At 61.0% G+C, this 20,741-nt stretch carries 14 protein-coding genes; 8 read left to right on the forward strand and 6 right to left on the reverse strand.

The annotated features are described in order from the left end of the window. The first annotated feature begins 3 nt into the window (after positions 1-3). Both M2447_RS00590 and M2447_RS00595 read left to right on the forward strand, forming a co-directional pair. On the forward strand, positions 4-1,032 hold the full coding sequence (locus M2447_RS00590; RefSeq protein WP_277556885.1) for a hypothetical protein: 1,029 nt from the start codon (positions 4-6) through the stop codon (positions 1,030-1,032). Between the two features lie 133 nt (positions 1,033-1,165). Further along, positions 1,166-4,582 (forward strand): CusA/CzcA family heavy metal efflux RND transporter, encoded by a 3,417-nt coding sequence (locus M2447_RS00595; RefSeq protein WP_277556887.1) that lies wholly within the window; start codon positions 1,166-1,168, stop codon positions 4,580-4,582. A gap of 141 nt (positions 4,583-4,723) precedes the next feature. Here M2447_RS00595 and M2447_RS00600 read toward each other — a convergent pair whose 3' ends face one another. Then, a complete protein-coding gene (locus M2447_RS00600; RefSeq protein WP_277556889.1) occupies positions 4,724-6,664 on the reverse strand; it encodes a sodium/solute symporter in 1,941 nt (646 codons plus the stop codon). Positions 6,665-6,947: 283 nt separating this feature from the next. On the opposite strand from M2447_RS00600, the gene guaA reads away from it, so the two are divergent. From guaA to M2447_RS00630, 6 genes are all read left to right on the forward strand, one after another. Beyond that, positions 6,948-8,495, forward strand: coding sequence for a glutamine-hydrolyzing GMP synthase (guaA, locus tag M2447_RS00605; protein WP_277508241.1), 1,548 nt, complete (start codon positions 6,948-6,950; stop codon positions 8,493-8,495). 180 nt (positions 8,496-8,675) lie between these two features. Continuing rightward, positions 8,676-8,924: a hypothetical protein gene (locus tag M2447_RS00610; protein WP_277508242.1), complete on the forward strand. Its 249-nt coding sequence runs from the start codon at positions 8,676-8,678 to the stop codon at positions 8,922-8,924. Then, positions 8,921-9,301: a PIN domain-containing protein gene (locus tag M2447_RS00615; RefSeq protein WP_277556892.1), complete on the forward strand. Its 381-nt coding sequence runs from the start codon at positions 8,921-8,923 to the stop codon at positions 9,299-9,301. Before M2447_RS00610 ends, M2447_RS00615 begins: the two co-directional genes overlap by 4 nt. A gap of 64 nt (positions 9,302-9,365) precedes the next feature. Continuing rightward, positions 9,366-10,658 (forward strand): histidinol dehydrogenase, encoded by a 1,293-nt coding sequence (gene hisD, locus M2447_RS00620; RefSeq protein ID WP_277556893.1) that lies wholly within the window; start codon positions 9,366-9,368, stop codon positions 10,656-10,658. Positions 10,659-10,694: 36 nt separating this feature from the next. Next, positions 10,695-11,954 (forward strand): rhomboid family intramembrane serine protease, encoded by a 1,260-nt coding sequence (locus M2447_RS00625; protein WP_277556894.1) that lies wholly within the window; start codon positions 10,695-10,697, stop codon positions 11,952-11,954. A gap of 31 nt (positions 11,955-11,985) precedes the next feature. Beyond that, positions 11,986-12,423, forward strand: a complete 438-nt coding sequence (locus M2447_RS00630) for a YfcE family phosphodiesterase (protein WP_277556895.1) — start codon at positions 11,986-11,988, stop codon at positions 12,421-12,423. A 30-nt stretch (positions 12,424-12,453) separates the two neighbouring features. Here the strand turns inward: M2447_RS00630 and M2447_RS00635 are convergent, their stop codons facing one another. The 5 genes from M2447_RS00635 to rrtA all read right to left on the reverse strand — a co-directional run bounded on the left by M2447_RS00635 (position 12,454) and on the right by rrtA (position 20,689). Further along, complete coding sequence (locus tag M2447_RS00635) at positions 12,454-14,862, reverse strand: hypothetical protein (protein ID WP_277556896.1); 2,409 nt, start codon at positions 14,860-14,862, stop codon at positions 12,454-12,456. A gap of 65 nt (positions 14,863-14,927) precedes the next feature. After that, on the reverse strand, positions 14,928-17,723 hold the full coding sequence (locus M2447_RS00640; protein WP_277556897.1) for a tetratricopeptide repeat protein: 2,796 nt from the start codon (positions 17,721-17,723) through the stop codon (positions 14,928-14,930). Further along, positions 17,720-18,976: a glycosyltransferase family 9 protein gene (locus M2447_RS00645; protein ID WP_277556898.1), complete on the reverse strand. Its 1,257-nt coding sequence runs from the start codon at positions 18,974-18,976 to the stop codon at positions 17,720-17,722. Before M2447_RS00645 ends, M2447_RS00640 begins: the two co-directional genes overlap by 4 nt. 78 nt (positions 18,977-19,054) lie before the next feature. Next, entirely contained in the window at positions 19,055-19,942 is an 888-nt protein-coding gene (locus M2447_RS00650) for an NTP transferase domain-containing protein (RefSeq protein WP_277556899.1), read from the reverse strand. A gap of 57 nt (positions 19,943-19,999) precedes the next feature. Then, positions 20,000-20,689, reverse strand: a complete 690-nt coding sequence (gene rrtA / locus M2447_RS00655; protein WP_277556900.1) for a rhombosortase — start codon at positions 20,687-20,689, stop codon at positions 20,000-20,002. Positions 20,690-20,741 lie beyond the last annotated feature (52 nt).

Below are 20,741 nucleotides of genomic sequence, written 5' to 3' on the forward strand. Positions count from 1 at the left end.
AGAATGAAAACATCCACGAACCACGCCAGCGCAAGGAGCGGCGGCGTCCCGCCGCCGGACGCGACAAAGTCGCGCCCCATTTTTTTCGCCATCACGCTTATCGCCGCCCTCGCCTTCGCCACCGCCTGCTCGCGCCATGACGACCACGCGGGGCACGATCACGCAAGCCACGATCACAACAAACAACAACACGACAATCACGACCACGCGGACCAAAATCGCGCAGCCCGCGAACACGACGCCCACGACGGTCATGATCACGCCGCGCACAGCGCCCCCGAAAAAACAGACCCGCACGCGGACCACGATCATGCCAAGCCCGACCGCGACCACTCCGCGCCCGGCCATGATCACAAAACCGAGCCTGCCCAAAAACGCGATCCGCACGCAGGCCATTCGCACGGCGCGTCCGAAAGCACGAATGTCACCTACGACGAAAAGAACGGCCTGAAATTCGACGACGCCACGGCGCACGCCATCAACCTCGCCACCACGCGCATTGTCACGCGCCCGTTTGCGCACCGCGTCATGCTCAACGCCACCGTCGTCGACGCCGGCCCGCCCGTGCAAGTCACCGCGCTCGTCCCGCCCTCCGTTGCCGACGACATGCAGGATCACCCGCACGAAGGCGTGCGTATCCTCGCCATTAACCGCGCCCTCACGCACGCCACCGGCCAAGTCGAAGTCACCCTCGCGCTCGCCGACATTCACAACATGGCGCAGGCTGCCAAGTCCGCCTCCTCTCCGGGCACGGACATCGGCGACAGCCTCGCCATTCCGCTGATCGGCCCGCCCGAGCAAAAACTCACCATTCCCAACACCGCCGTGCTTCGAACCATAGAAGGCACCTTCGCGTATCTCTATCACGACGGCCACTACCGCCGCACGCCCGTCGTGCTCGGCATGACCGACGGCGCCCACACCGAAATCATCTCCGGCCTCGCGCCCGACGCCCCCGTCGCCGCCACCGCCGTCGAACAACTCTGGCTCACCGAACTCCGCCTCACCAAAGGCGGCGGACACTCGCACTGAGAAACCCAGAAGACCAGAGGCCAGAAAGCCAGAACCCAGCTACAAACCACCAAGCCTCCTGCCTTCGTCTCCGGCTTTCTACATTCTGACTCCTGACTCCTGTATTCTGACTCCTTTTCCCTCCTCTTTCCCAATGATCAATCGCATCCTCGAATTCTCCCTTCGCCAGCGCCCGCTCGTTTTGCTCGGCGCGCTCGCGCTTCTTCTCGCCGGACTCTGGTTTGTCAACCGCCTGCCGATCGACGCCGTGCCCGACATCACCAGCACGCAAGTGCAGATCAACACCGAAGTCAAAAACCTCGCGCCCGAGGAAATTGAAAAGCTCGTCACCTTTCCCATCGAAATGGAAATGAGCGGCATCCCCGGCGCGCGCGAAATGCGCTCGCTCTCCAAGTTCGGCCTCTCGCAAATCACGATCGTCTTCGAGGACTCTGCCGACATCTATCGCGCCCGCCAGCTCGTCGCCGAACGCCTTGCCAACGCCGCCGAGTCGCTCCCCCCCGGCCTCGCGCCCAAGCTCGCCCCCATCACCACCGGCCTCGGCGAAATCTACTACTACGTTGTCGATTACAAACACGACGCCGCCGGATTGAGTGGCATGGGCGACTCGCCCATGGGCTCGGGCGGATCGGGTGGCATGGCCGACCCGGCCATGTCTGCATCCCACAAACATCCTGAACACGGGCGGGTCACCCATGCCACTCAACCCGCACAACCCATTCCGCATTCCGCACTCCGCACTCCGCATTCCCCGATCCCCGCCACGCGCCCCGAGCAACTCATGGAGCTCAAGCTCCTCCACGACCAAGTCATCAAGCCCGCCCTGCGCGCCGTCCCCGGCATCGCCGAAGTCAACGCCTCCGGCGGCTACGAAAAACAAATCCTCGTCTACCCGCGCCCCGACGCGCTCCTCGCCGCCGGCATCACCACCGCCGAGCTCGCCGACATCATCGCCGCCAACACCGAAAACGCCGGCGGCGGCGCGGTCCAAATCGGCGCCGAGCAAATCATCATCCGCGCCGATTCCCGCGTGCAAACCACAGACGACATCGCGCGCCTGCCCGTGAAGTTTCGCGGACTCGCCTCGCGCCCCCTCCTCGTCTCCGACCTCGCCGAGGTTGCCATCGGCTCCTCGATCCGCACCGGCTCCTCCACGCACAACGGACGCGAGGCCGTGCTCGGCTCCGCCCTCATGCTCACCGGCGAAAATCCCCGCATCGTCGCGCGCCGCATCGCCGAAAAAATCGACGAACTCCGCCCGCGCCTCCCCGACAACGTCGAAATCATCACCGTTTACGACCGCACCGAACTCGTTGACCGCACCATCAACACCGTCGCGCACAACCTCACCTACGGCGCGATCTTTGTCGTGGTCGTTCTCCTGCTCCTTCTCGGCAACATCCGCGCCGCCCTCATCGTCTCGCTCGCCATCCCCCTCTCGTTCCTCTTCGCCATCACCGGCATGGTCGAGACCAACCTCAGCGGCAACCTCATGAGCCTCGGCGCGGTCGACTTCGGCCTCATCATCGACGGCGCCGTTGTCATGGTTGAAAACATCGTTCGCCGGCTCGGCCTCCGGCAGCACGAAATCGGACGCCCGCTCAACGCCGCCGAGCGCAACCAAACCGTCCTCTCCGCCGCCAAGGAAGTCGGTCGCCCCGCGTTCTTCGGCGTCCTCATCATCACCATCGTTTACATCCCGCTGCTCTCGCTCACCGGCATCGAAGGCAAAACCTTCAAGCCCATGGCGCTCACCGTCATCTACGCGCTCATCGGCGCGATCATCCTCACGCTCACGCTCATGCCCGTGCTCAGCAGCCACATCCTCCGCGGCAACATCTCGCACAAGGACAACCTCGTCATCCGCGCCCTCAAGGCCGCCTACCGCCCGCTGCTCGCGGTCGCGCTCCGCCTCCGCTGGCTCATCGTCGCCGCGTCGATCGCGCTCTTCGCCCTCGCCGCGCACACATTTAAAAACCTCGGCGCCGAGTTCATCCCGCAACTCGACGAAGGCTCGTTTGCCACGCACATGATCCGCACCACAAGCATCGGCCTCGACGCCTCCGTCGCCATGCAGGAAAAAACCGAGCAAATCATCCACCAACAATTCCCGGGCATCACCACGACCTTCTCGCGCATCGGCACGCAGGAAGTCGCCACCGACCCGATGGGCGTCAACGTCGCCGACACCTACATCTTCTTCAAACCCTTCGACCAATGGCCTGCCGGATCGAGTGGCACGGGCGACTCGCCCGTGGGATCGAGTGACATGGCCGACCCGGCCATGCGTTCAGCTCACAAACATCCGGAACATGGGCGAGTCGCCCATGCCACCCACCCTGTGCCAACCTCCAAGTCCGACCTCGCCGCGCAACTCACCGCCGCGCTCGAAACCGCCATCCCCGGCCAGGCCTACCTCTTCAGCCAGCCCATCCAAATGCGCTTCAACGAAATCCTCGAAGGCACGCGCGCCGACATCGCCGTGAAAGTCTTTGGCGACGACTACGACCAAATCGAGCACATCGCCACCGAGGCGCGCGAAATCCTCGAGGCCATCCCCGGCGCCGCCGACGTCGAATTCGACTCGCTCGGCAAATCCCCGCTCCTCGAAATCAAACTCAAGCCCGACGCCATGGCGCGCTACAACATCCACGCCTCCGAACTCAACGCCGCCGTCGAAACCGCGCTCGCCGGCGCCGATGTCGGCACGGTCATCGAAGGCAACCGCCGCATCCCCATCGTCGTGCGCGTCACCGACGACATCCGCTCCCGCACCGAGGAAATCCTGCGCATCCCGCTCCGCGCCGAATCGCCCGACACCCTCCTCACGCTCGGCCAGGTGGCCGACCTCGTCGTCACTGAAAAAGTCGCCGCCATCACCCGCGAGTCCGGCCAGCGCCGCGCCGCGATCATGGTCAACCTCCGCGGCCGCGACGTGGAAAGCTACGTCCGCGAGGCGCAGCAAAAAATCGCCGCCGAAATCAAGCTTCCCCCCGGCTACACGATCGAGTTTGGCGGCTCCTTCCAAAACCTGCAACAAGCCCGCGCCCGCCTCGCGATCATCGTGCCCGCCGCGCTCGCGATCATCTTTGTCCTCATATTCATCGCCTTCGGCAGCCTTCGCCAGGCGCTGCTCGTTTACACGGGCATCCCGCTCGCCGTCACCGGCGGCGTCTTCGCGCTCTGGCTGCGCGACATGCCCTTTTCGATCAGCGCCGGCGTCGGCTTCATCGCCCTGAGCGGCGTGGCAGTCCTCAACGGCCTGATGATGGTGAGCCATTTCAACACCCTCCGCGCCGAAGGCCTGAGCGTCCGCGACACGGCCATCGAAGGCGCACTAACCCGCCTCCGCCCCGTCCTTATGACAGCACTCGTCGCCAGCCTGGGCTTCCTCCCCATGGCACTAGCAACAGGCCCCGGCGCCGAAGTCCAACGCCCCCTAGCAACGGTCGTCATCGGCGGAATAATCACAGCAACATTCCTGACGCTGATACTATTGCCCGCGCTGTATGATACGTTTGAGAAGAAACAAAGACCTGAGAGCAGATGATGCGACATAGCGCGGACTGCCGCCGGAATCCCCTGGCGCTTGGCATATCGAAAACGGAGAAGCCTCCACACACAAAAAAGACCGGGCGCAAACCCGGTCTTTTTTTAAGTTCAAGCGTCAGTGCTGACGCGTTTATCGCGCTTACCAGAAGATGATGTAGAGCACGATTGTGAGCAGCACGATGCCGATGCCGACTTTCTTCACGCCGGGCGAGGTCTCCAGCGCGATCGCCGTGTTCACGGGCATCTTCACCGGCTCCTTCAACGGATTCACGAGCGTGCAGATGGCGAGCACCGCGATGACAACCCCGAAGCAGATCGCCATGCGGTTGAGAAACGCGATTTCGGGCGTGAATATCTTGAGCGCGCCATAAAGCACCGCGTTGATGACGATGCCGAGCCAGCCGAGATAACGCGGGGCCTTGTGCACCAAAAATCCAAACAAAAACACGCCGAGCACGCCCGGGCTGATGAAGCCTTGGAACTCCTGGATGAAGGTGAATATGCCGTTGTATTTCGGACTGCCCAATCCCGGCGCAATGACACACGCGATTCCCACAAAGATCAGCGTGCAGGCCTTGCCGACGTTCACGAGCACCTTCTCGTTGGCCCGCGGAGCCAGCTTGTGGAAGATGTCCATTGTGAAGATCGTCGAGGCCGAGTTGAGCATCGCCGCGAGCGAGCTCACGACCGCGCCGAACAGCGCCGCGAGCACGAACCATGTGTAGCCCGGCTTCAGCAGATTTTTCAACAGCGTGCCGTAGGCCGCGTCATAGTCGTATCCGACAATTTTTGTCGCCGAACTCACGCCCTTCTTGTTCGCCGCCGCCACCAGGTTTGTGTTGGCCGCAAAAATCTCGGTCGCGGTCGGGGCGGCGCCGACCTCAAGGGGCGCGCCCGCCTTCGCGGCGTTGTGCGAGGCGAGCGCAAGCGCCGTCGCCGTGTCGCGCTTCGCAAAGTTTTCCGTGAACGGAAACACCTTCTCCGATTTGCCCGACTGGAACTCGACCAGCACCTGCCTGTTCTTGATGTCGGCCTGTTCCCGCAAGTCCCCGCTGTAGAGGTTGAATGCGAGAATGCCCGGAATGATCACCACAAACGGAATGAGCAGCTTGAGAAACGCGGCGAACATGATGCCCTTCTGCCCCTCGGCGAGCGACTTCGAGCCGAGTGTTCGTTGCATGATGTATTGGTTGAGCCCCCAATAGAAAAAGTTCGGAATCCACAGGCCGATGAGCAGCGCCGTCCACGGCACCGCCGGGTCCGACGCCGGACGCACCATGTGGAATTTGCCGCCCGCGCCGTTTTCGCCCGGCATCGCGGCCCCGGAGTTGAGCAACGTGAGGCGTTCGATCGGCCCCGCGTCGGCGAGTTGCGCCACCGTCACATCGGACGTGGCCACCTTCGTGGCGATCAGTTCCGCGGGGTCTTTTTGTCCGATGGCGCTGAGCGCGAGCACGAGCACGAGCGCGCCGCCCGCGATAAGCGCGGAGCCCCAGATCAAGTCGGTCCACGCGCACGCGCGCAAACCGCCGACAAACACATAAACCGCCGCGCTTATTCCGATAATCCAGCACGACACGGTGATGTTCCCTATGTCGAGCCCGAGAATCGTCGTGCCCTGGAAAAACACCGTGATGACCTTCGATCCCGCAAAAATCACCGACGCCGTCGGCACGCCCACGAGGATGACCATGGTCACGATCGCCATGATTGTCCGCGAAAGCACGCCGTAGCGATGTTCGAGAAATTCCGGCACGGTGTAGATGCCCGCGCGCAAAAGTTTCGGCAGAAACAAAAACGCCACCACCACAAGCGTCACGGCCGCGAGCCACTCATAAGAGGCGATCGCCAGGCCCAGCCAGTCGGCCGCCTGACCGGACATCCCGACAAATTGCTCGGTGGAAATATTCGCCGCGATCAGCGAAAAACCCACAAGCCACCAGGTCAGCCCGCGCCCCGCGAGGAAGTAGGAACTGGCGCCTTTCGGCTCGTTCTTGCTTTTGGCGATGCCTTTCCAAGTGCCAAAGCCAATGACTGAGATAACTGCGACAAAGAACAGAACAATATCAAGTGTGCTCATTTTGATTATGCCCGGACGCGAATCCGGAGGGTGGTGCTGGTGGGTTTGAGTGCGTTTGTTAAGGTAAACGGCAACCGCCCCTGAAGACGGTTGCCGAAATGAAAACACGAAAAAGTGTGGAAAATCCAAACCAAGGCGAGAACAGAAATCTCGTCCAAAAAGATTACGCCCGGGTCCATTTTTTTAACAACACAAACTCCGCCCTTGCCGTTCACCCGCCCGCCCGATTATCTGCACGGCTTTTCCACACAAACAGAACGCCCACGAACGCCACACGCCACCCATGATCCAAACCATCGCCGTCCTCGATTTCGGTTCACAATACACGCAAGTCATCGCCCGCCGCATCCGCGAGTGCCAGGTTTACTCCAAGATCTACCACTTCGCCACGCCCGCCGAGACACTTCGCGCCGACGGCGTCACCGGCATCATCCTCTCCGGCGGACCCAGCTCCGTCTTCGCCCCCAACGCCCCGATGCCCGACAAGGCCATCTTCGAGCTCGGCGTCCCCGTGCTCGGCATCTGCTACGGCGTGCAACTCATGGGCAGGCTCCTCGGCGGAAAAGTCGCCCGCAGCAAACACCGCGAATACGGCCTGGGCACGCTCGCCATCCGCAAAAAATCCCCGCTCCTCGCCGGCCTCCCCCGCAAACTCCGCGTCTGGAATTCCCACGGCGACCGCCTCATCGCGCTCCCGCCCGGATTCACCGCCGTCGCCCGCACCGAAAACTCCGAGTTCGCCGTCGTGCAGGACACCAAGCGCAACTTCTACGGCATCCAGTTCCACCCCGAAGTCTCGCACAGCGAGCACGGCATGGACATCATCCGCAACTACCTCTTCGGCATCTGCAACACCCCGAAAAACTGGACCACCGCCGACTTCATCAAGCAGGCCGTCGCCGAAATCCGCGCCCAAGTCGGCAAGGGCCGCGTGCTCCTCGCCCTCTCCGGCGGCGTCGATTCCTCCGTGTGCGCCGCGCTCCTCCACAAGGCCATCGGCAAACAACTCACCTGCGTCTACGTTGACACCGGCCTCATGCGCAAAAACGAAACGCAAAACATCGAGAAACTTTACGCCAAGCATTTCAAAATCGACCTGCGCATCGTTGACGCCTCGCAACTCTTCCTCAAGCGCCTCAAGGGCGTCAACGACCCCGAGCGCAAACGCAAAATCATCGGCGGCGCCTTCATCGAAGTCTTCGAGAAAAAAGTCCGCGAACTCAAAACCCGGGAAGGCATCGAATACCTCGGCCAGGGCACCATCTATCCCGACGTCATCGAGTCGATGGCCATCGGCGGCAATCCCGCCGCCATGATCAAGTCGCACCACAACGTCGGCGGCCTGCCCGAGCGCATGAAGTTCAAGCTCGTCGAGCCGCTCCGCCAGCTCTTCAAGGACGAAGTCCGCCAAGTCGGCACCAAGCTCGGCCTGCCCAAGGAAGTGGTCTGGCGCCAGCCCTTCCCCGGCCCCGGCCTCGGCGTGCGCGTCGTCGGCGACATCACCAAGGAACGCCTCGACGTCCTCCGCGAAGCCGACGCCATCCTCCAGGAGGAAATGATGGACGCCGGACTCTATTACAAAATCTGGCAAACCTTCTGCGTTTATCTGCCCGTGAAATCCGTCGGCGTGATCGGCGACGAGCGCAACTACGCCGACGTGATCGCGCTGCGCCTCGTTGATTCGATCGACGCCATGACCGCCGACTGGGCCAAGCTCCCCAACGAGCTCCTGCAAAAAATCTCGAACCGCATCACCAACGAAGTCCGCGGCGTGAGCCGGGTCGTCCTCGACATCAGCTCCAAGCCGCCCGCGACGATCGAGTGGGAGTGAGCGGGATTTTCGATTCTCGATTCTCGATTTTCGATTGGGCGCTCCCGCGCCAAACCGCCAAACACCAGCACCATCGCAACCGCCCAATCAGTCCTATCGGTCTTATCCGTCCCAGTGGTCCTATTGGGACCATGAAAAACAATTCTTGCCGCACCCATATTTATGGGCAGGTTGTGCCCCATGAAAACCACACTCGAAATACCGGACACTGTTTTCCGAAAAGCAAAGGCCATCTCAATGCGCAACGGACAAACCTTCGGCTCCTACGTCACCCTTGCAGTGGAAAGCCGCGTCGCGGAGGACATGCGCCGCGGCAACGCAAAGCCGTGGATGCGCCATGCCGGCGCCTTCAAGTCGAGCCCCGCGGAGCTTGCAAAAATCCGCTCCGCCATCGCCGCCGAATTTGAGCAAATTGAGGACGAATCATGATACTGGACACAAACGCCCTCTCGGCCTTTTTCGAGGGCAACCCGAAGGTCGTCCAAAAATTTGAAGAAATGGCCGGCGTCCCGCATCTGCCGGTGATCGTGCTTGGCGAGTTTCGTTTTGGACTGCTTGGAAGTCGCAAAAAACGCGAATGGGAGACGCACCTCGCAGCCTTTGCCCGCGACTGCGTCACGCTTTCCATTACCGAAACAACAACATTTCATTACGCCGAAATCCATCACGCCCTGAAAAAGGCCGGCACCCCCATTCCACAAAATGACGCATGGATCGCCGCCCTCGCGTGGGAACTAAACATGCCCGTTCTCAGCGACGACACGCATTTCGATCTCGTCCCGCGTCTCCGCCGAATCGCCTTTTAGTCCAACGCCCGCATGCCGCTTGCGCGCCCTTTATTCCGCATTCCGAAATCCGCATTCCGCATTTATGAAAACCCTCTCCGCCACCTCCAAGACCTTCGCCGACGAACTTGCCGCGTTCTGTCGCGCCGCCGAACCCTCGCCCGAAATCGCCGCCAGCGTCGCCGCCATCCTCGCCGACATCCGCGCGCGCGGCGACGAAGCCGTCTCCTACTACGCCGCCAAGTTCGACAGCGCCAAACTCCGCGCCAAGGAATTCCGAGTCAAACCCGCGCTCATCGCCGACGCCGCTAAAAAACTGCCCGCCGTCGAGCGCAAGGCAATCGAGGCCGCGCACGCGAACATCCTCGCCTACAACCGCAAAAACCTCCCCGCAAACTGGACGGCAAAAAACAAGCACGGCGCGGAAGTCGGCGAGAAATTCGACCCCATCCGCCGCGTCGGCCTCTACATCCCCGGCGGACAAGTCCCGCTCGTCTCCACCGTGCTCATGACCGCCACGATGGCGAAAATCGCCGGCTGCCCGCAAATCGCCGCGTTCACCCCCTCCGATCCCTCCGGCAAAGTCTCCCCCGCCCTGCTCGCCGCGCTGCACATCGCCGGCGTCGACGAAGTTTACCGCATCGGCGGCGTGCAAGCCGTCGGCGCGATGGCCTACGGCACGACAACCATTCCCGCCGTCGACAAAATCTTCGGCCCCGGCAACGCCTACGTCTGCGAGGCCAAGCGCCAGGTCTTCGGCACCGTCGGCGTCGATTCGCTCCCCGGCCCCAGCGAACTCATGGTGATCGCCGACGACACCGCGCGCGCCGACTTCGTGGCCGCCGACCTCCTCGCCCAGGCCGAGCACGGCTCCGGACGCGAAAAAATCTACCTCGTCGCCACCTCGCAAAAAATCATCGACGCCATTTCCGGGGAAATCCAGTCACAGCTCAAATTGATCGCCCGCTCGGAAAAAACGCAGGCAGTCCTGACCGGCGGATTCCTCGCCATCGAGGCGCCCGCGCCCGACCAGATCGCCGACATCGCCAACTACGTCGCGCCCGAGCACCTCGAAATCATCACCAAGCCCGCCGCCGAGAAAAAACTCCTTCGCGCAATCACGACCGCCGGCGCGATCTTCCTCGGCAACCACACTCCGACCGCGCTCGGCGATTTCACCGCAGGCCCGAGCCACGTGCTCCCGACCGCGCGCACCGCGCGCTTCTCGAGCGGCCTGCGCACGGCGGATTTCATGCGCCGCACAAGCATCGTCCGCTACGCCGCCGCGAGCGTGAAAAAAGCCAATGAAGTCACGAGCCGCTTCGCCTCGATGGAAAAACTCGACGCCCACGGCCGCTCGGTAAAAATCCGCTGCTGATCTCGCCCGCGCGCGCGTATGCAACGCCACCCATCAATGCACAGTAGCCACAATCCGCCTCCAGAACCGACCGCCGAGCAGCTCGCGCACGCGCGCGCCGAACACCGCAGGCACGTTGAATTCTACCAGCGACTCCAGCAAGTTTCCGCGCACCACAATCCGCGCTTCTCCGTCACGAACGTCATCATCGCGCTGAACATTGTCGTGTTTATTGTCATGGGTTTTCTCGGCGCGGGCTGGTTCATGCCCGCGGAGGACGGGATGCTCGTCTATATAAAATACGGCGCGAACAACGGCGCGGCCACGACCAACGGCGAATGGTGGCGGCTTCTCACGTGCATGTTCATGCACTACGGCATCATCCACATCGCCGTGAACATGTGGGCGTTGTATCAGGCGGGCGCGTTTCTTGAAAAGTTGCAGGGCCGCTTCATCTACGCGCTCATCTATCTCGCCAGCGGGCTTTCGGGCGGCTTCGCAAGCATCATCTGGCACGGCGACCAGACATGGAGCGCGGGCGCGTCCGGCGCGGTCTTCGGCGTCTTCGGCGCAATCCTCGGCTACATGCTCAGGATGCGCAGCGGTCTTCCCGCGACCGTTTACAAGCCGATCATGAAAAGCACCGCCACATTCGCCGTCTATAACATCGCCTTCGGCGCCGCTGTGACGGGCATCGACAACGCGGCGCACATCGGCGGTTTCGCGGGCGGCGTCATTCTCGGCGCGGCGCTCGCGCAACCGCTCGACCTGAGCCTGCGCCGCATCCGCCGGCTGCAAACGCTCGGCCTCGCGGGCCTGCTTCTTACAGCGCTGATTTTTGGCGGCATAAAACTCACGCCGCGTTTTAACTATTCGGTCACCGACGAGCTCGCGTGGGGAACAAAGGAGGCTTCGATCCTCAAAAAGCTCAACGCGCTTGGAACCTCGCGCAATGGCGTGCTAAAAAAGTTTGGCTCCGACAACAACACAAGGGAGCTCGCCAACTGGATCGACTCCAGCCTCATCCCAACCTACCGAGAGCTTCTGGAGGAAACCTCGTCGCCGCGTTTTAATCCCGATCAAATTACAGCAAAACGACAAAAGCTCCTCATCACGGCCTTGGATGAAAGCCGCCAAACTTGGGCCGACTTCAACACACAACTGAAGGACGACCGGGCATTCGACCTCTCGACATGCATGCAACGCAGCAATCAAATTGTCGCCAATTTCAACCAGGCAAACAAAGCGCTCAAATACGAGGCACTCCCAAGGAAAAACAAAAATCCAGCGGCAGGAGCGCCGAATTCATCCTCCTGACTCCCGCCTCCTGGCTCCTTTCCATCCACCCATGCGCATCGCCGTCATATCCGACACGCACGACCGCTACCCGCCGCATCTGTCGCAACGCATCCAAGGTGCCGATGAGATCTGGCACCTCGGCGATGTCTCCGCGCCCGCCATTCTCGACGAGCTCTCGCTGATCGGGCCGCCGCTGCATGTCGTGCAGGGCAACTGCGATTTTTATCCGTGGCCCACCTCGCTCCGGCGAAGAATCCATGATGTGTGCTGCCAGCTTGTCCACGCGCCGCCCCCGGATCTGCCGCGTGAGTATTGCGACATTCTTCTGCACGGGCACACGCACATCCCGCGCGACCAGGTGATCGACGGCATTCACTGGCTGAATCCCGGCAGCGTTTCACTGCCGCGCGGAGGCCATCCTCCAAGCTTCGGCTGGTTGACCATCGGTCCGGACAAAAGCGTCGAGTGGAGCATCGAGCATTTGTAGCCGCAAAGCGCCGGGCTCGTGGTGCTCAGGCTACTCCGCTTCCGGCGGCTCAATGCGCAGTTTTTTGCGCCATGAGGGAAACGCCAGCAGGCACACCGCAAAGGCAATGCCCGCGAACGTGGCCTTTTTGCCGGTGGCCAGTCCCCACGGCACATATTCAATGCGAAACACATGGCGCCCCTGGGCGAGCGGGATTGCCCGCAATATGTAGTTCGCCGGAAGCACGTCGTAGTTCGTTTGCACGCTGCCAGGGAGCGTCACCGCGCGCCAATCGCGCGACCACGGATCGGTCATCACGAGCATCGTGGCGCGGTTGCAGGTCACCTCCAGCGTCCACTGGTCGGTCGATGCGCCGAGCAGGCGCACGGTGTATTCGACCGATTGCGGCTCGGGTTTCGGATTCGGCTCCTGCTCGAGTATTACCTTCTGCTTGAGATCAAACTGGGGATTGGCGAGCGCCTTGAATATCTCGTCGCGCGACTTCATCACCTCGTAATTGGACACGATGTAAAAACGCCCCATCGCCTCGGGCGCGATCGGCGTCGCCTTTATGTTATTGCCCTCGGGATGGAAAATAAAGCGGCAGCGCAACAGGCCGAACAATCGCTGGTCAATTCTCGTGATGTTCAGGTTTTGCGTGGCGCCGTCCGGGTCCAGTCCCTGCGTAAATGTCATGAACTCCGAGTAACGTTTAAGCACCGAGGGTTCGTTGCCCCAAATGCCTTCCGAGCGCCACATCATGCCAGACATTGGCGCGATCAGGTTTAGCGCGCGATAGCCGCTCCTGGGATCGTTTTTCGCAAAAAACTCCTGCAATTGCATGCCGTGTATTTCGGAAACTTTGAAGCTCGGCAGGTTTTTATACGCGAAAATATACACATCGACAACGGCCATCAGGCAAAGCGCCCAGACCACCTGCGGAACCTTGCGCGCCGCCAGCCACAACGCGCCCGCGACCATGAGCAGCCCCCCGCCGATTCGCAGCGCCAGCGCGCTCGTCGCCACTCCCGCCTCCATCACTCCGGATTGCACCCAGTAGTTTTTGTGCAGGTAGCTTTCATTCGAATCGATCATCGAGTTCAATATCGACTTCCAGCCGTCCAGCGCCCCGTCCGTGCCCATCCAAATCCCCGCCAGCACGCAGCACGCGCCGAGGCCGAGCCAGGCCGCGCCCCAGCCGACGCCCGGCTTTTCCTTGTTGAGCAGCCGGTTGACGCCCATTGCCGCCAGCAACGAGCCGAACAGTCCGGCAAAAAACACAAACTTCGACGCGCCGCGGAAGGATGAATAAAACGGCACCATCTTATACAATATATTATACAACGCCGAAACATTGCTGCCAAACGCGAGCAACAGCACCGCGGCAAGCAGGCCGATCCAGCGCAGCCGGTCGTTCATTTTGAATCCGCCGACGCCGAACGCGGCAAACGCAAGCCCGGCCACGCCCATGTATAATTGCATCTCCCAAAGATAACAGCGCCCCCAATACATGACCTTTTCCGTGCCGCCGTAAAACCACGGCGCGATTGTGGTGAGCAGGTTTTCCGGCGGCAGGCCGAACATTTTTGCAAACTCAAGCCCGGCGCCGCCCGCGCGCACCGACTCCATCATCGCGCCGTAGGAGGGAAGCAATTGCATCGCCGAAAAAATGGCGGCCAGGGGATAAATGGCCAGCAGGCCGAGAACCGTCGCCATGCGCCGCTCCGCCTGCCAGAGAAATATGAGCGAATACACGCCGGCCGTGATCGCCGTGTAATATGCGTATTGCGCGTGGCCCGCGTAGATCTGCAGCGCGGCCGCGCCCGCGGCGAGCACGATCCACTTGAAGCGATGCGAGCGCATCCACCCGTCAATGCCCCAGAACACAAAAGGAGCCCACGCCATCGAGCCGAGATTCGACATGTGCCCCGCGTAAACGTGCATGAAATACGTGCCGCCGAGCATGGCGAGCACCCCGCCGACAAACGCCGCGGCGGGCCTGAGCCCGCGCCATGCCGCCCACATGTAGAGGCCGAGTCCGATGACAAATGTGTGAAACGCCATCAGCACGTTGATCGCCGCGGTCGGCGGCAAAAAGGAAACGAACCAAGTGGGCGGATAAAACAACGCCGCCTGCGAGTCGCCCACAAACGAATGCCCGCCGTAGGTGTAGGGATTCCAAAGCGGAAGGTTGAACGGCGGGATTTCCTTCCACGCCGGGGTCATCGGAAGATCGCGGGTGGCCTCGGCGTGCAGAAAGTGCTGCTGATATATATACTGGCTGTAAACATCCGTGCCCGGTTTCGAATACACGACATCCTTTGAAAACAGGTGCCAGCAAAACAGGCTCATCACGATGGCGAACAATCCCGCGCACCACGGCAGATGCGCGTGATACCCGCCCCACACCCATTGCGCGGCGGCGACAATCCATGCCCAAAGCCGTTTCATTTTATTCATAAAAACACTCTTAATAATTATATTATAATATAACGCCGGTCGTTGCCTGGTTTTAATTGCCGCGCTTATTTATTAAGGAAGATCGACGGGATTTGCAGCGGCACGCCGGCGCTGCCCGGCACGTTCGACATCGGGAAGCGCAGGTCCTGCTGCTGGGCGGGCTGCGGCTGGGCCTTGCCAAGGGCAACCTCCAGGTTGCGGCGCGCGTCCGCGAGGTTGGGGTTGATCCTCAGCGCCTTTTGCAACGCGAGAATGGCGTCGTCTCGGCGGTTCGCCTGCATGAGCGCGACACCATAGTTTGTCAGCAAGATGGCGTTGCCGCCGTCGAGACTCAGCAACCGCGTCATTGGGTCGCCGCCCATCATCTCGCACACGACGTCGAACACCTCGGTTCCATTCATCTGGCGCAGCAGGGAAAGCGCCTCGCGCTGGTCCGCCTTTATCAATTTGGCGAACAGGTCGCCTCCGCGCATTTCGAGCAAGTGCGCAAGCGGTTCGTCGCGCATGTCGAGGATCATCGATTCGTAGGCGTCGCTGCCCCGCATTTTGCGCAACGCCAAATAGGCGGCGCTGCCCTTGAGCGTGAAGATATTCCTGAACTCACCGGCGGCGTCGAGCTTGAGCAGGTCGTTGAGGATTCCTTTTTCGGCGAGCCGTTTTTCGAGAGCCGCCCCGCTCTCCTCCTTGACCAGGTTTTCGAGCGTGTCCACGGTCCTGGCCTTGCGCAAATCGTCGAGCGGATCGCTGACGCGCAACTTGATCAGCTCCTCAATCGCCGCGCCGCCTTTCAAACCGAGCACGCGTTCATGGGAGTCGCCGCATTTGGTTTTCAACAGCTTGCCCAGCGCCGCGCCGTCAGGGCTGTTGACCAGGTCGCCAATCGTCACATTACCCTGCTCGGAGAGCAGCTGTTGCAGCGTCTGGTAGCCCCTTTCCCGCAACATCTGCGTGAATTTGGGACCGCCCTCGGCCCTGAATATTTTTTCATACACTGGCGCGGCCTCGGCGCCCTGCTGAACCTGTGTCAACGCGTTGGCATAATTCACCATGAACGCGCCGATCGGCATGAGCCGCATCGCGCGCCGGAAATACGGAAGCGCCTCGGCATTGCGTCCCTTTTGGAGGAGAAGCACGCCCATGTTGTTATTCGTTTCGGCCAGGTCGGGGCGCAGGCGGTTGGACTGCTGTATGTGATAATACGCCGCGTCGCGATTGCCGCTGTCGAGCAGCACCTTGCCATAGCGGCTGTGCGCCTGCCACGCGTCCGGATTTTTCGAAAGTGTGTAGCGCCACATGTTTGTCTCGTTCAGAAACACGTCGCTGTATAAATTCCCGTTGAAGGCCACCAGCACCAGCGCCGCGATGCCCGCGCCCATCGCCCACGGTTTGCCCTTGTCGGAAACGCAATCGTATAGTTTCGCCGCGCCCGCGATCATCAACCCGATCACGCCGATGACCGATATATACAGGAAGTGATCGGCCACCCAGGTGATGCGCATGTAGGACATGTCAACAAATCCGAGCACCGGCACGAGGAACCCGAAGAAAAAGCCGAGGCCGAGTATCAGGTGTTTTCCCCAAGTTTTGCGATAAACCCAGAATAAAACCACCAGCGCGATAAACGCCACCCAAGGCAAAAACATCCACAGCGGCGGGTTTTCCGGCACCTCCCATCGCGGATAAATCGGCATCAGGGGATACGGATCGAACGGCCACACGCACTGTTTTAAATAGAAGAAAATCGCCGCGCCCGCGATCACGATGCGCGACCACCAGCCGCCCACCGGAATGACCTCCGCGCCGATGGCGTTCTTGTGCTGAAAATAAACGGTGACAAGCGCGACTATTATGGCCATGGCAAAAAATGGCGCGGTGCTGAGCACAAGGTGCCTCACCGAGCGCCATTGCGGGCCTTTCCGCTTGTTCCACAGCTGGACAAGCCCCCACGTTATGCCAAGCGCGACAAGCATGCCGGCCGCGAATTTCAGGCTCCCGGAGGGCGCTATGATTTCCTTTATCAGCGAGCTTGTTGAGTTGGCTTGCGAGCTTATGGTCTCGGCCCCCACCAGCCATCTCATGGCGACGATTGTGCCACAAGCAACAGCGGCGCAAAACGAGGCAAGCGCCATGAAAACAGGGGTGTCCCGAAGCTCCAAATTGTCGTCCTTCCACCACTTATACAATACAAACGCGAAAGGAAGCACGATGACGGCGCTCTTGCTCAGCAACGCCGCCGCGAACAACACCAGCGACGCCACAAGATTCCCCGTCTTTCCCCCCTCGTGATATTTTATAAACGTGATCGCCGAGAGCAGCATGAATATGAGCGAAATTGTGTTCTTCTGCTCCGACACCCACGCCACCGACTCGACAAGCACGGGATGAATCGCAAACAAAAGCCCGCCTATCCACGCCCACCTTATTCTTAATAATGAAAGCAATTGCCACACCAGCAGCGCGTTTATCACATGCCAGATCGAGTTTATAATATGATAACAACTGTTGTCGTATTGCCAGAGCTGCCACTCGAGCCAGAGGATCGTCGCCTTGAGCGGCAGGTAGTCGGCGCCGACATCGCCCTTCCAGATTATCTTCAGCCCGGCAAGACCGCTGCTGAGCGCGGGGTTGGCGGTGATCTCCTGGTCGTCGTCCCAGAGCCAAGTGCCGTGAAACGCCGGCGACGCCACAAACAAACCCGTCGCCACGATGATCGCCGCGTAGAGCAGAATCCTGTGCCAGTCGTGCTTCACGACCGGCGTCGGCAACGGTTCGGGCGCGGCGGTTGCGGAACCGGAGGCGGCGGGCGCGCTCTTGAGGCTGCGCGTATGTTCCGGGAACTTGCGGGATGATTTGTCGTTCATTGAAGATGGGCGGTGCGTTGTTTGTATACGGAGCAAACCGTGTCGAACACTTGCGACACAGGGATGTTTTTCATGCAGAGATTGTTGTTGCAGGCGGTCTGGCGGTTGTTCCACGCGTTGATGCACGGCGAGCAGGCGAGGCCGAGCCAGATGTTGTGATTGCGCGGGCTGAGCGTGCCGAAAAGCAGCGGCGTCTCGGGGCCGAACAACACAACCACATCGACCGGCGTGAGCGCCGCGAAATGCGCGGGACCGCTGTCGTTGGTGACGAGAATTTCCGCCAGTCCGTAAACAATCAGGAGCTGGCGCAGCGTCGTCTTGCCCGCGAGCGAGAAACAGCGCGCGTCATTCACCTCGGCGACGAGTTTTTCGATTTTTTCCGCCTCAGAGGGGCCGCCGGTGAACGCAATCGCGATGTCGGAATGCGTTTCCAAAAGCCGCCGTGCGAGCTCGACGTAATTCGAGTTCTCCCAACGGCGCAAGGGCATCAGGTCGCTCGCGTTGGCATTGAGCAAAATGACGCGGCGCGTGCGCCCGGAGGCGTCCGTTCCCGCGAGCTCGCGAAGCATCGCGGCAACCTCCTCGCGCTCGGAATCCTCCGGCTTGAAATGCGCGAGCGACATCTCCGCGGGCGGCGTGAATCCAAACGTCGGGAAGGCATCGGGATCGTTGTCGAGCGCGCGCACGAGCGAAAGAAACGTCTTCGACGCGTGCATGTGCGAATTATACAACACTCGATGCGTGCACAGGTTTCCGCGATACGGCCCCTCGCCAAAATAACAGTGAAAACCGACGCGCATCCGCGTGCCCATCATGTAGGCGATGATGGCCGACGCGCGCGCGAAGAACTCCATGTCGATGCACACGTCGATTTTGCGACGGCGGATTGCCCACAAACGCGAAAGGCAACTCGTCACCATCGACACCGCCGACTTCGTGCGAATCGTGAGCACGTTCTCGCGCGGAATCAGGTCCATCACATCGAGGATGAAGCGGTTTTCCTCGAACATGAGGAAAAAAACATTCTCCTTGCCCACCTTCGCGACAGCCTGCCGGATGGCCTCGTTTGCAAGAACCGTCGAGCCCTGCTCGGCGAGTTTCAGAAAAATAATGCTCTTGGGCTCCGTTTTTATGTCGGGCCTGAAAATCAAATCCATGAGCCAGCGCCAAAAGGTAAAACAGGCGCAGACATACGGAAACACCCATCCGTCAATTTGTTGCAATCGTTTAGTTTGGGCGCTTGGTCGGCTCATGGATAGTGGGCATGCAAATGGAAAAGCGTGTAAAATACGTGAGAACGGCCCTTTGAAAAGACCGAAAAGCGGGCAAAATCAAAACAGCGTCCCCGGATACTCGCCTCGAGCCACGAGCTCCCGAATCGAGGCGACCACGCCGGGCTTGTCCGCCGGATACGTTATGCCAAACCAATCGCTGTCCGCCGTGAACGCGCGCACGCGCAACCCGCCCCGCCCGACCAGTGCCGCGACTGCCGCGGGCAAATAAAACTCAGCCTGGTTTCCCTCCGTGTAAGTTTCGTCGCGCCGCAGGAACGCGGCGAGCTGGCTCTCAAGCGCGCCAAAAAATCCCGGCAAAAAGCCCCAGCAATTCATCGAAACCGTTTCGTCGCCGGAATACTTTTTCCCCTCGCCCGCCCCAACCTCGTCCGCCGCGATTTTTGTGTGCTCGACGACATCGCGAAGCCATCCGTCCGTCCCAATCTCGCACATGCCTCGCGACACCGTGCCATTTTCCGAAAGCGTCCTCGACAACTTGAACCCCACCAGCGTCGCCTCCCCCTCGCCCGCCGCCGTCAAAAACCCGGCCAGCGTTCGAAACGCGTCCGCGCCGTAAAAATCATCCGCGTTGATCACCGCGAAAGGCTCCCGAACCTCGCCGCGCGCGCACCAAGTCGCATGCCCCGTGCCCCAGGGCTTCGCGCGCCATGACGGCACTCCAAACCCCGGCGGCAAATCGTCCATTGCCTGAAACGCATACCCCACCTCGATGCGCCCGTCATACTTCGCGCCGACCTGCTCGCGAAAAACCTCCTCAAAATCGCGCCGGATAACAAACACCACGCGCCCGAATCCCGCCCGGATCGCATCGAAAACCGAATAATCCAAAAGTGTTTCGCCCGACGGACCGACGGGGGCGATCTGTTTGAGCCCCCCGAAACGGGAGCCCATACCTGCGGCAAGAACGAGTAACGTGGGTTTCATAAACAGCCACCCTTGGCCAAAATGACGCGGAAGCGCAACACCAAGGAACAGCCCGGCTCAGTCCCGCGAACCCGCGCGCCCCCCGGGGCTCGCCGCCGGCCTTTTTTCCGCGGCATCGTCAGCGGCGGCCTCCGGTGTCAGCATATGCTTGCGCAACAGATTCACCACGCCCCAAAGCACGATTCCGAACGCCGCGCCGCCGATATGCGCGAGCGTCGCCACGCGGATGTTGGGATCGTCAAACTTGATCATGCCACCCCCGCGCCCGCCGAGCCGCGCCTCGTATATCAACTCAGCCACATGGATTCCCAGAAACACAGGCCAAAACCAGTCGCGCCACGATTGCTGCCAGCCCAAAAACGCAAGCATCACAAGCCAGCCCACGTTCGCGCCCGACAACCCGCCGTAGCGAATCATGTCCGCGTCAAAAATAAAAATCGTTGTCGTCACGGCCAGGGGCATCAGCACGAGCCAGCCCACGTTCAGCCACCAGCGATACCGGTAAACCAGCGCCCACCCGATCAAAAAATACAGCCCCGTATCCAGCGCGAAATGCACCCAGCCGAAATGCACGAAATTTCCCGTCCACATCCGCCACCACTCGCCCGCAATGATCGCCGAGCGGTCGTAAACCAGCGCGCGCGCCAGCTCCGGCCACGACTGCGCGACAAGCGCCAGCACCCCGCCCGGCAAAAACAGCCACGGCAGCAAACGCGGTTTCAACAGTGATGAGAACGGCGGGATCATTTTGAAAACGCGGAGCTTGGCCGCGGATCGCGATGTTGACGACAACTTTTGC

This window comes from Ereboglobus sp. PH5-10, from assembly GCF_029504735.1.
GTDB lineage: Bacteria > Verrucomicrobiota > Verrucomicrobiia > Opitutales > Opitutaceae > Ereboglobus.

What these genes read in the sequence shown, in the direction of transcription:
- M2447_RS00590 (WP_277556885.1), top strand. Translation starts at nt 4, where the DNA reads ATGAAAACATCCACGAACCACGCCAGCGCAAGGAGCGGCGGCGTCCCG.
- M2447_RS00595 (WP_277556887.1), top strand. Translation starts at nt 1,166, where the DNA reads ATGATCAATCGCATCCTCGAATTCTCCCTTCGCCAGCGCCCGCTCGTT.
- M2447_RS00600 (WP_277556889.1), bottom strand. Translation starts at nt 6,664, where the DNA reads ATGAGCACACTTGATATTGTTCTGTTCTTTGTCGCAGTTATCTCAGTC.
- guaA (WP_277508241.1), top strand. Translation starts at nt 6,948, where the DNA reads ATGATCCAAACCATCGCCGTCCTCGATTTCGGTTCACAATACACGCAA.
- M2447_RS00610 (WP_277508242.1), top strand. Translation starts at nt 8,676, where the DNA reads ATGAAAACCACACTCGAAATACCGGACACTGTTTTCCGAAAAGCAAAG.
- M2447_RS00615 (WP_277556892.1), top strand. Translation starts at nt 8,921, where the DNA reads ATGATACTGGACACAAACGCCCTCTCGGCCTTTTTCGAGGGCAACCCG.
- hisD (WP_277556893.1), top strand. Translation starts at nt 9,366, where the DNA reads ATGAAAACCCTCTCCGCCACCTCCAAGACCTTCGCCGACGAACTTGCC.
- M2447_RS00625 (WP_277556894.1), top strand. Translation starts at nt 10,695, where the DNA reads ATGCACAGTAGCCACAATCCGCCTCCAGAACCGACCGCCGAGCAGCTC.
- M2447_RS00630 (WP_277556895.1), top strand. Translation starts at nt 11,986, where the DNA reads ATGCGCATCGCCGTCATATCCGACACGCACGACCGCTACCCGCCGCAT.
- M2447_RS00635 (WP_277556896.1), bottom strand. Translation starts at nt 14,862, where the DNA reads ATGAATAAAATGAAACGGCTTTGGGCATGGATTGTCGCCGCCGCGCAA.
- M2447_RS00640 (WP_277556897.1), bottom strand. Translation starts at nt 17,723, where the DNA reads ATGAACGACAAATCATCCCGCAAGTTCCCGGAACATACGCGCAGCCTC.
- M2447_RS00645 (WP_277556898.1), bottom strand. Translation starts at nt 18,976, where the DNA reads ATGAGCCGACCAAGCGCCCAAACTAAACGATTGCAACAAATTGACGGA.
- M2447_RS00650 (WP_277556899.1), bottom strand. Translation starts at nt 19,942, where the DNA reads ATGAAACCCACGTTACTCGTTCTTGCCGCAGGTATGGGCTCCCGTTTC.
- rrtA (WP_277556900.1), bottom strand. Translation starts at nt 20,689, where the DNA reads ATGATCCCGCCGTTCTCATCACTGTTGAAACCGCGTTTGCTGCCGTGG.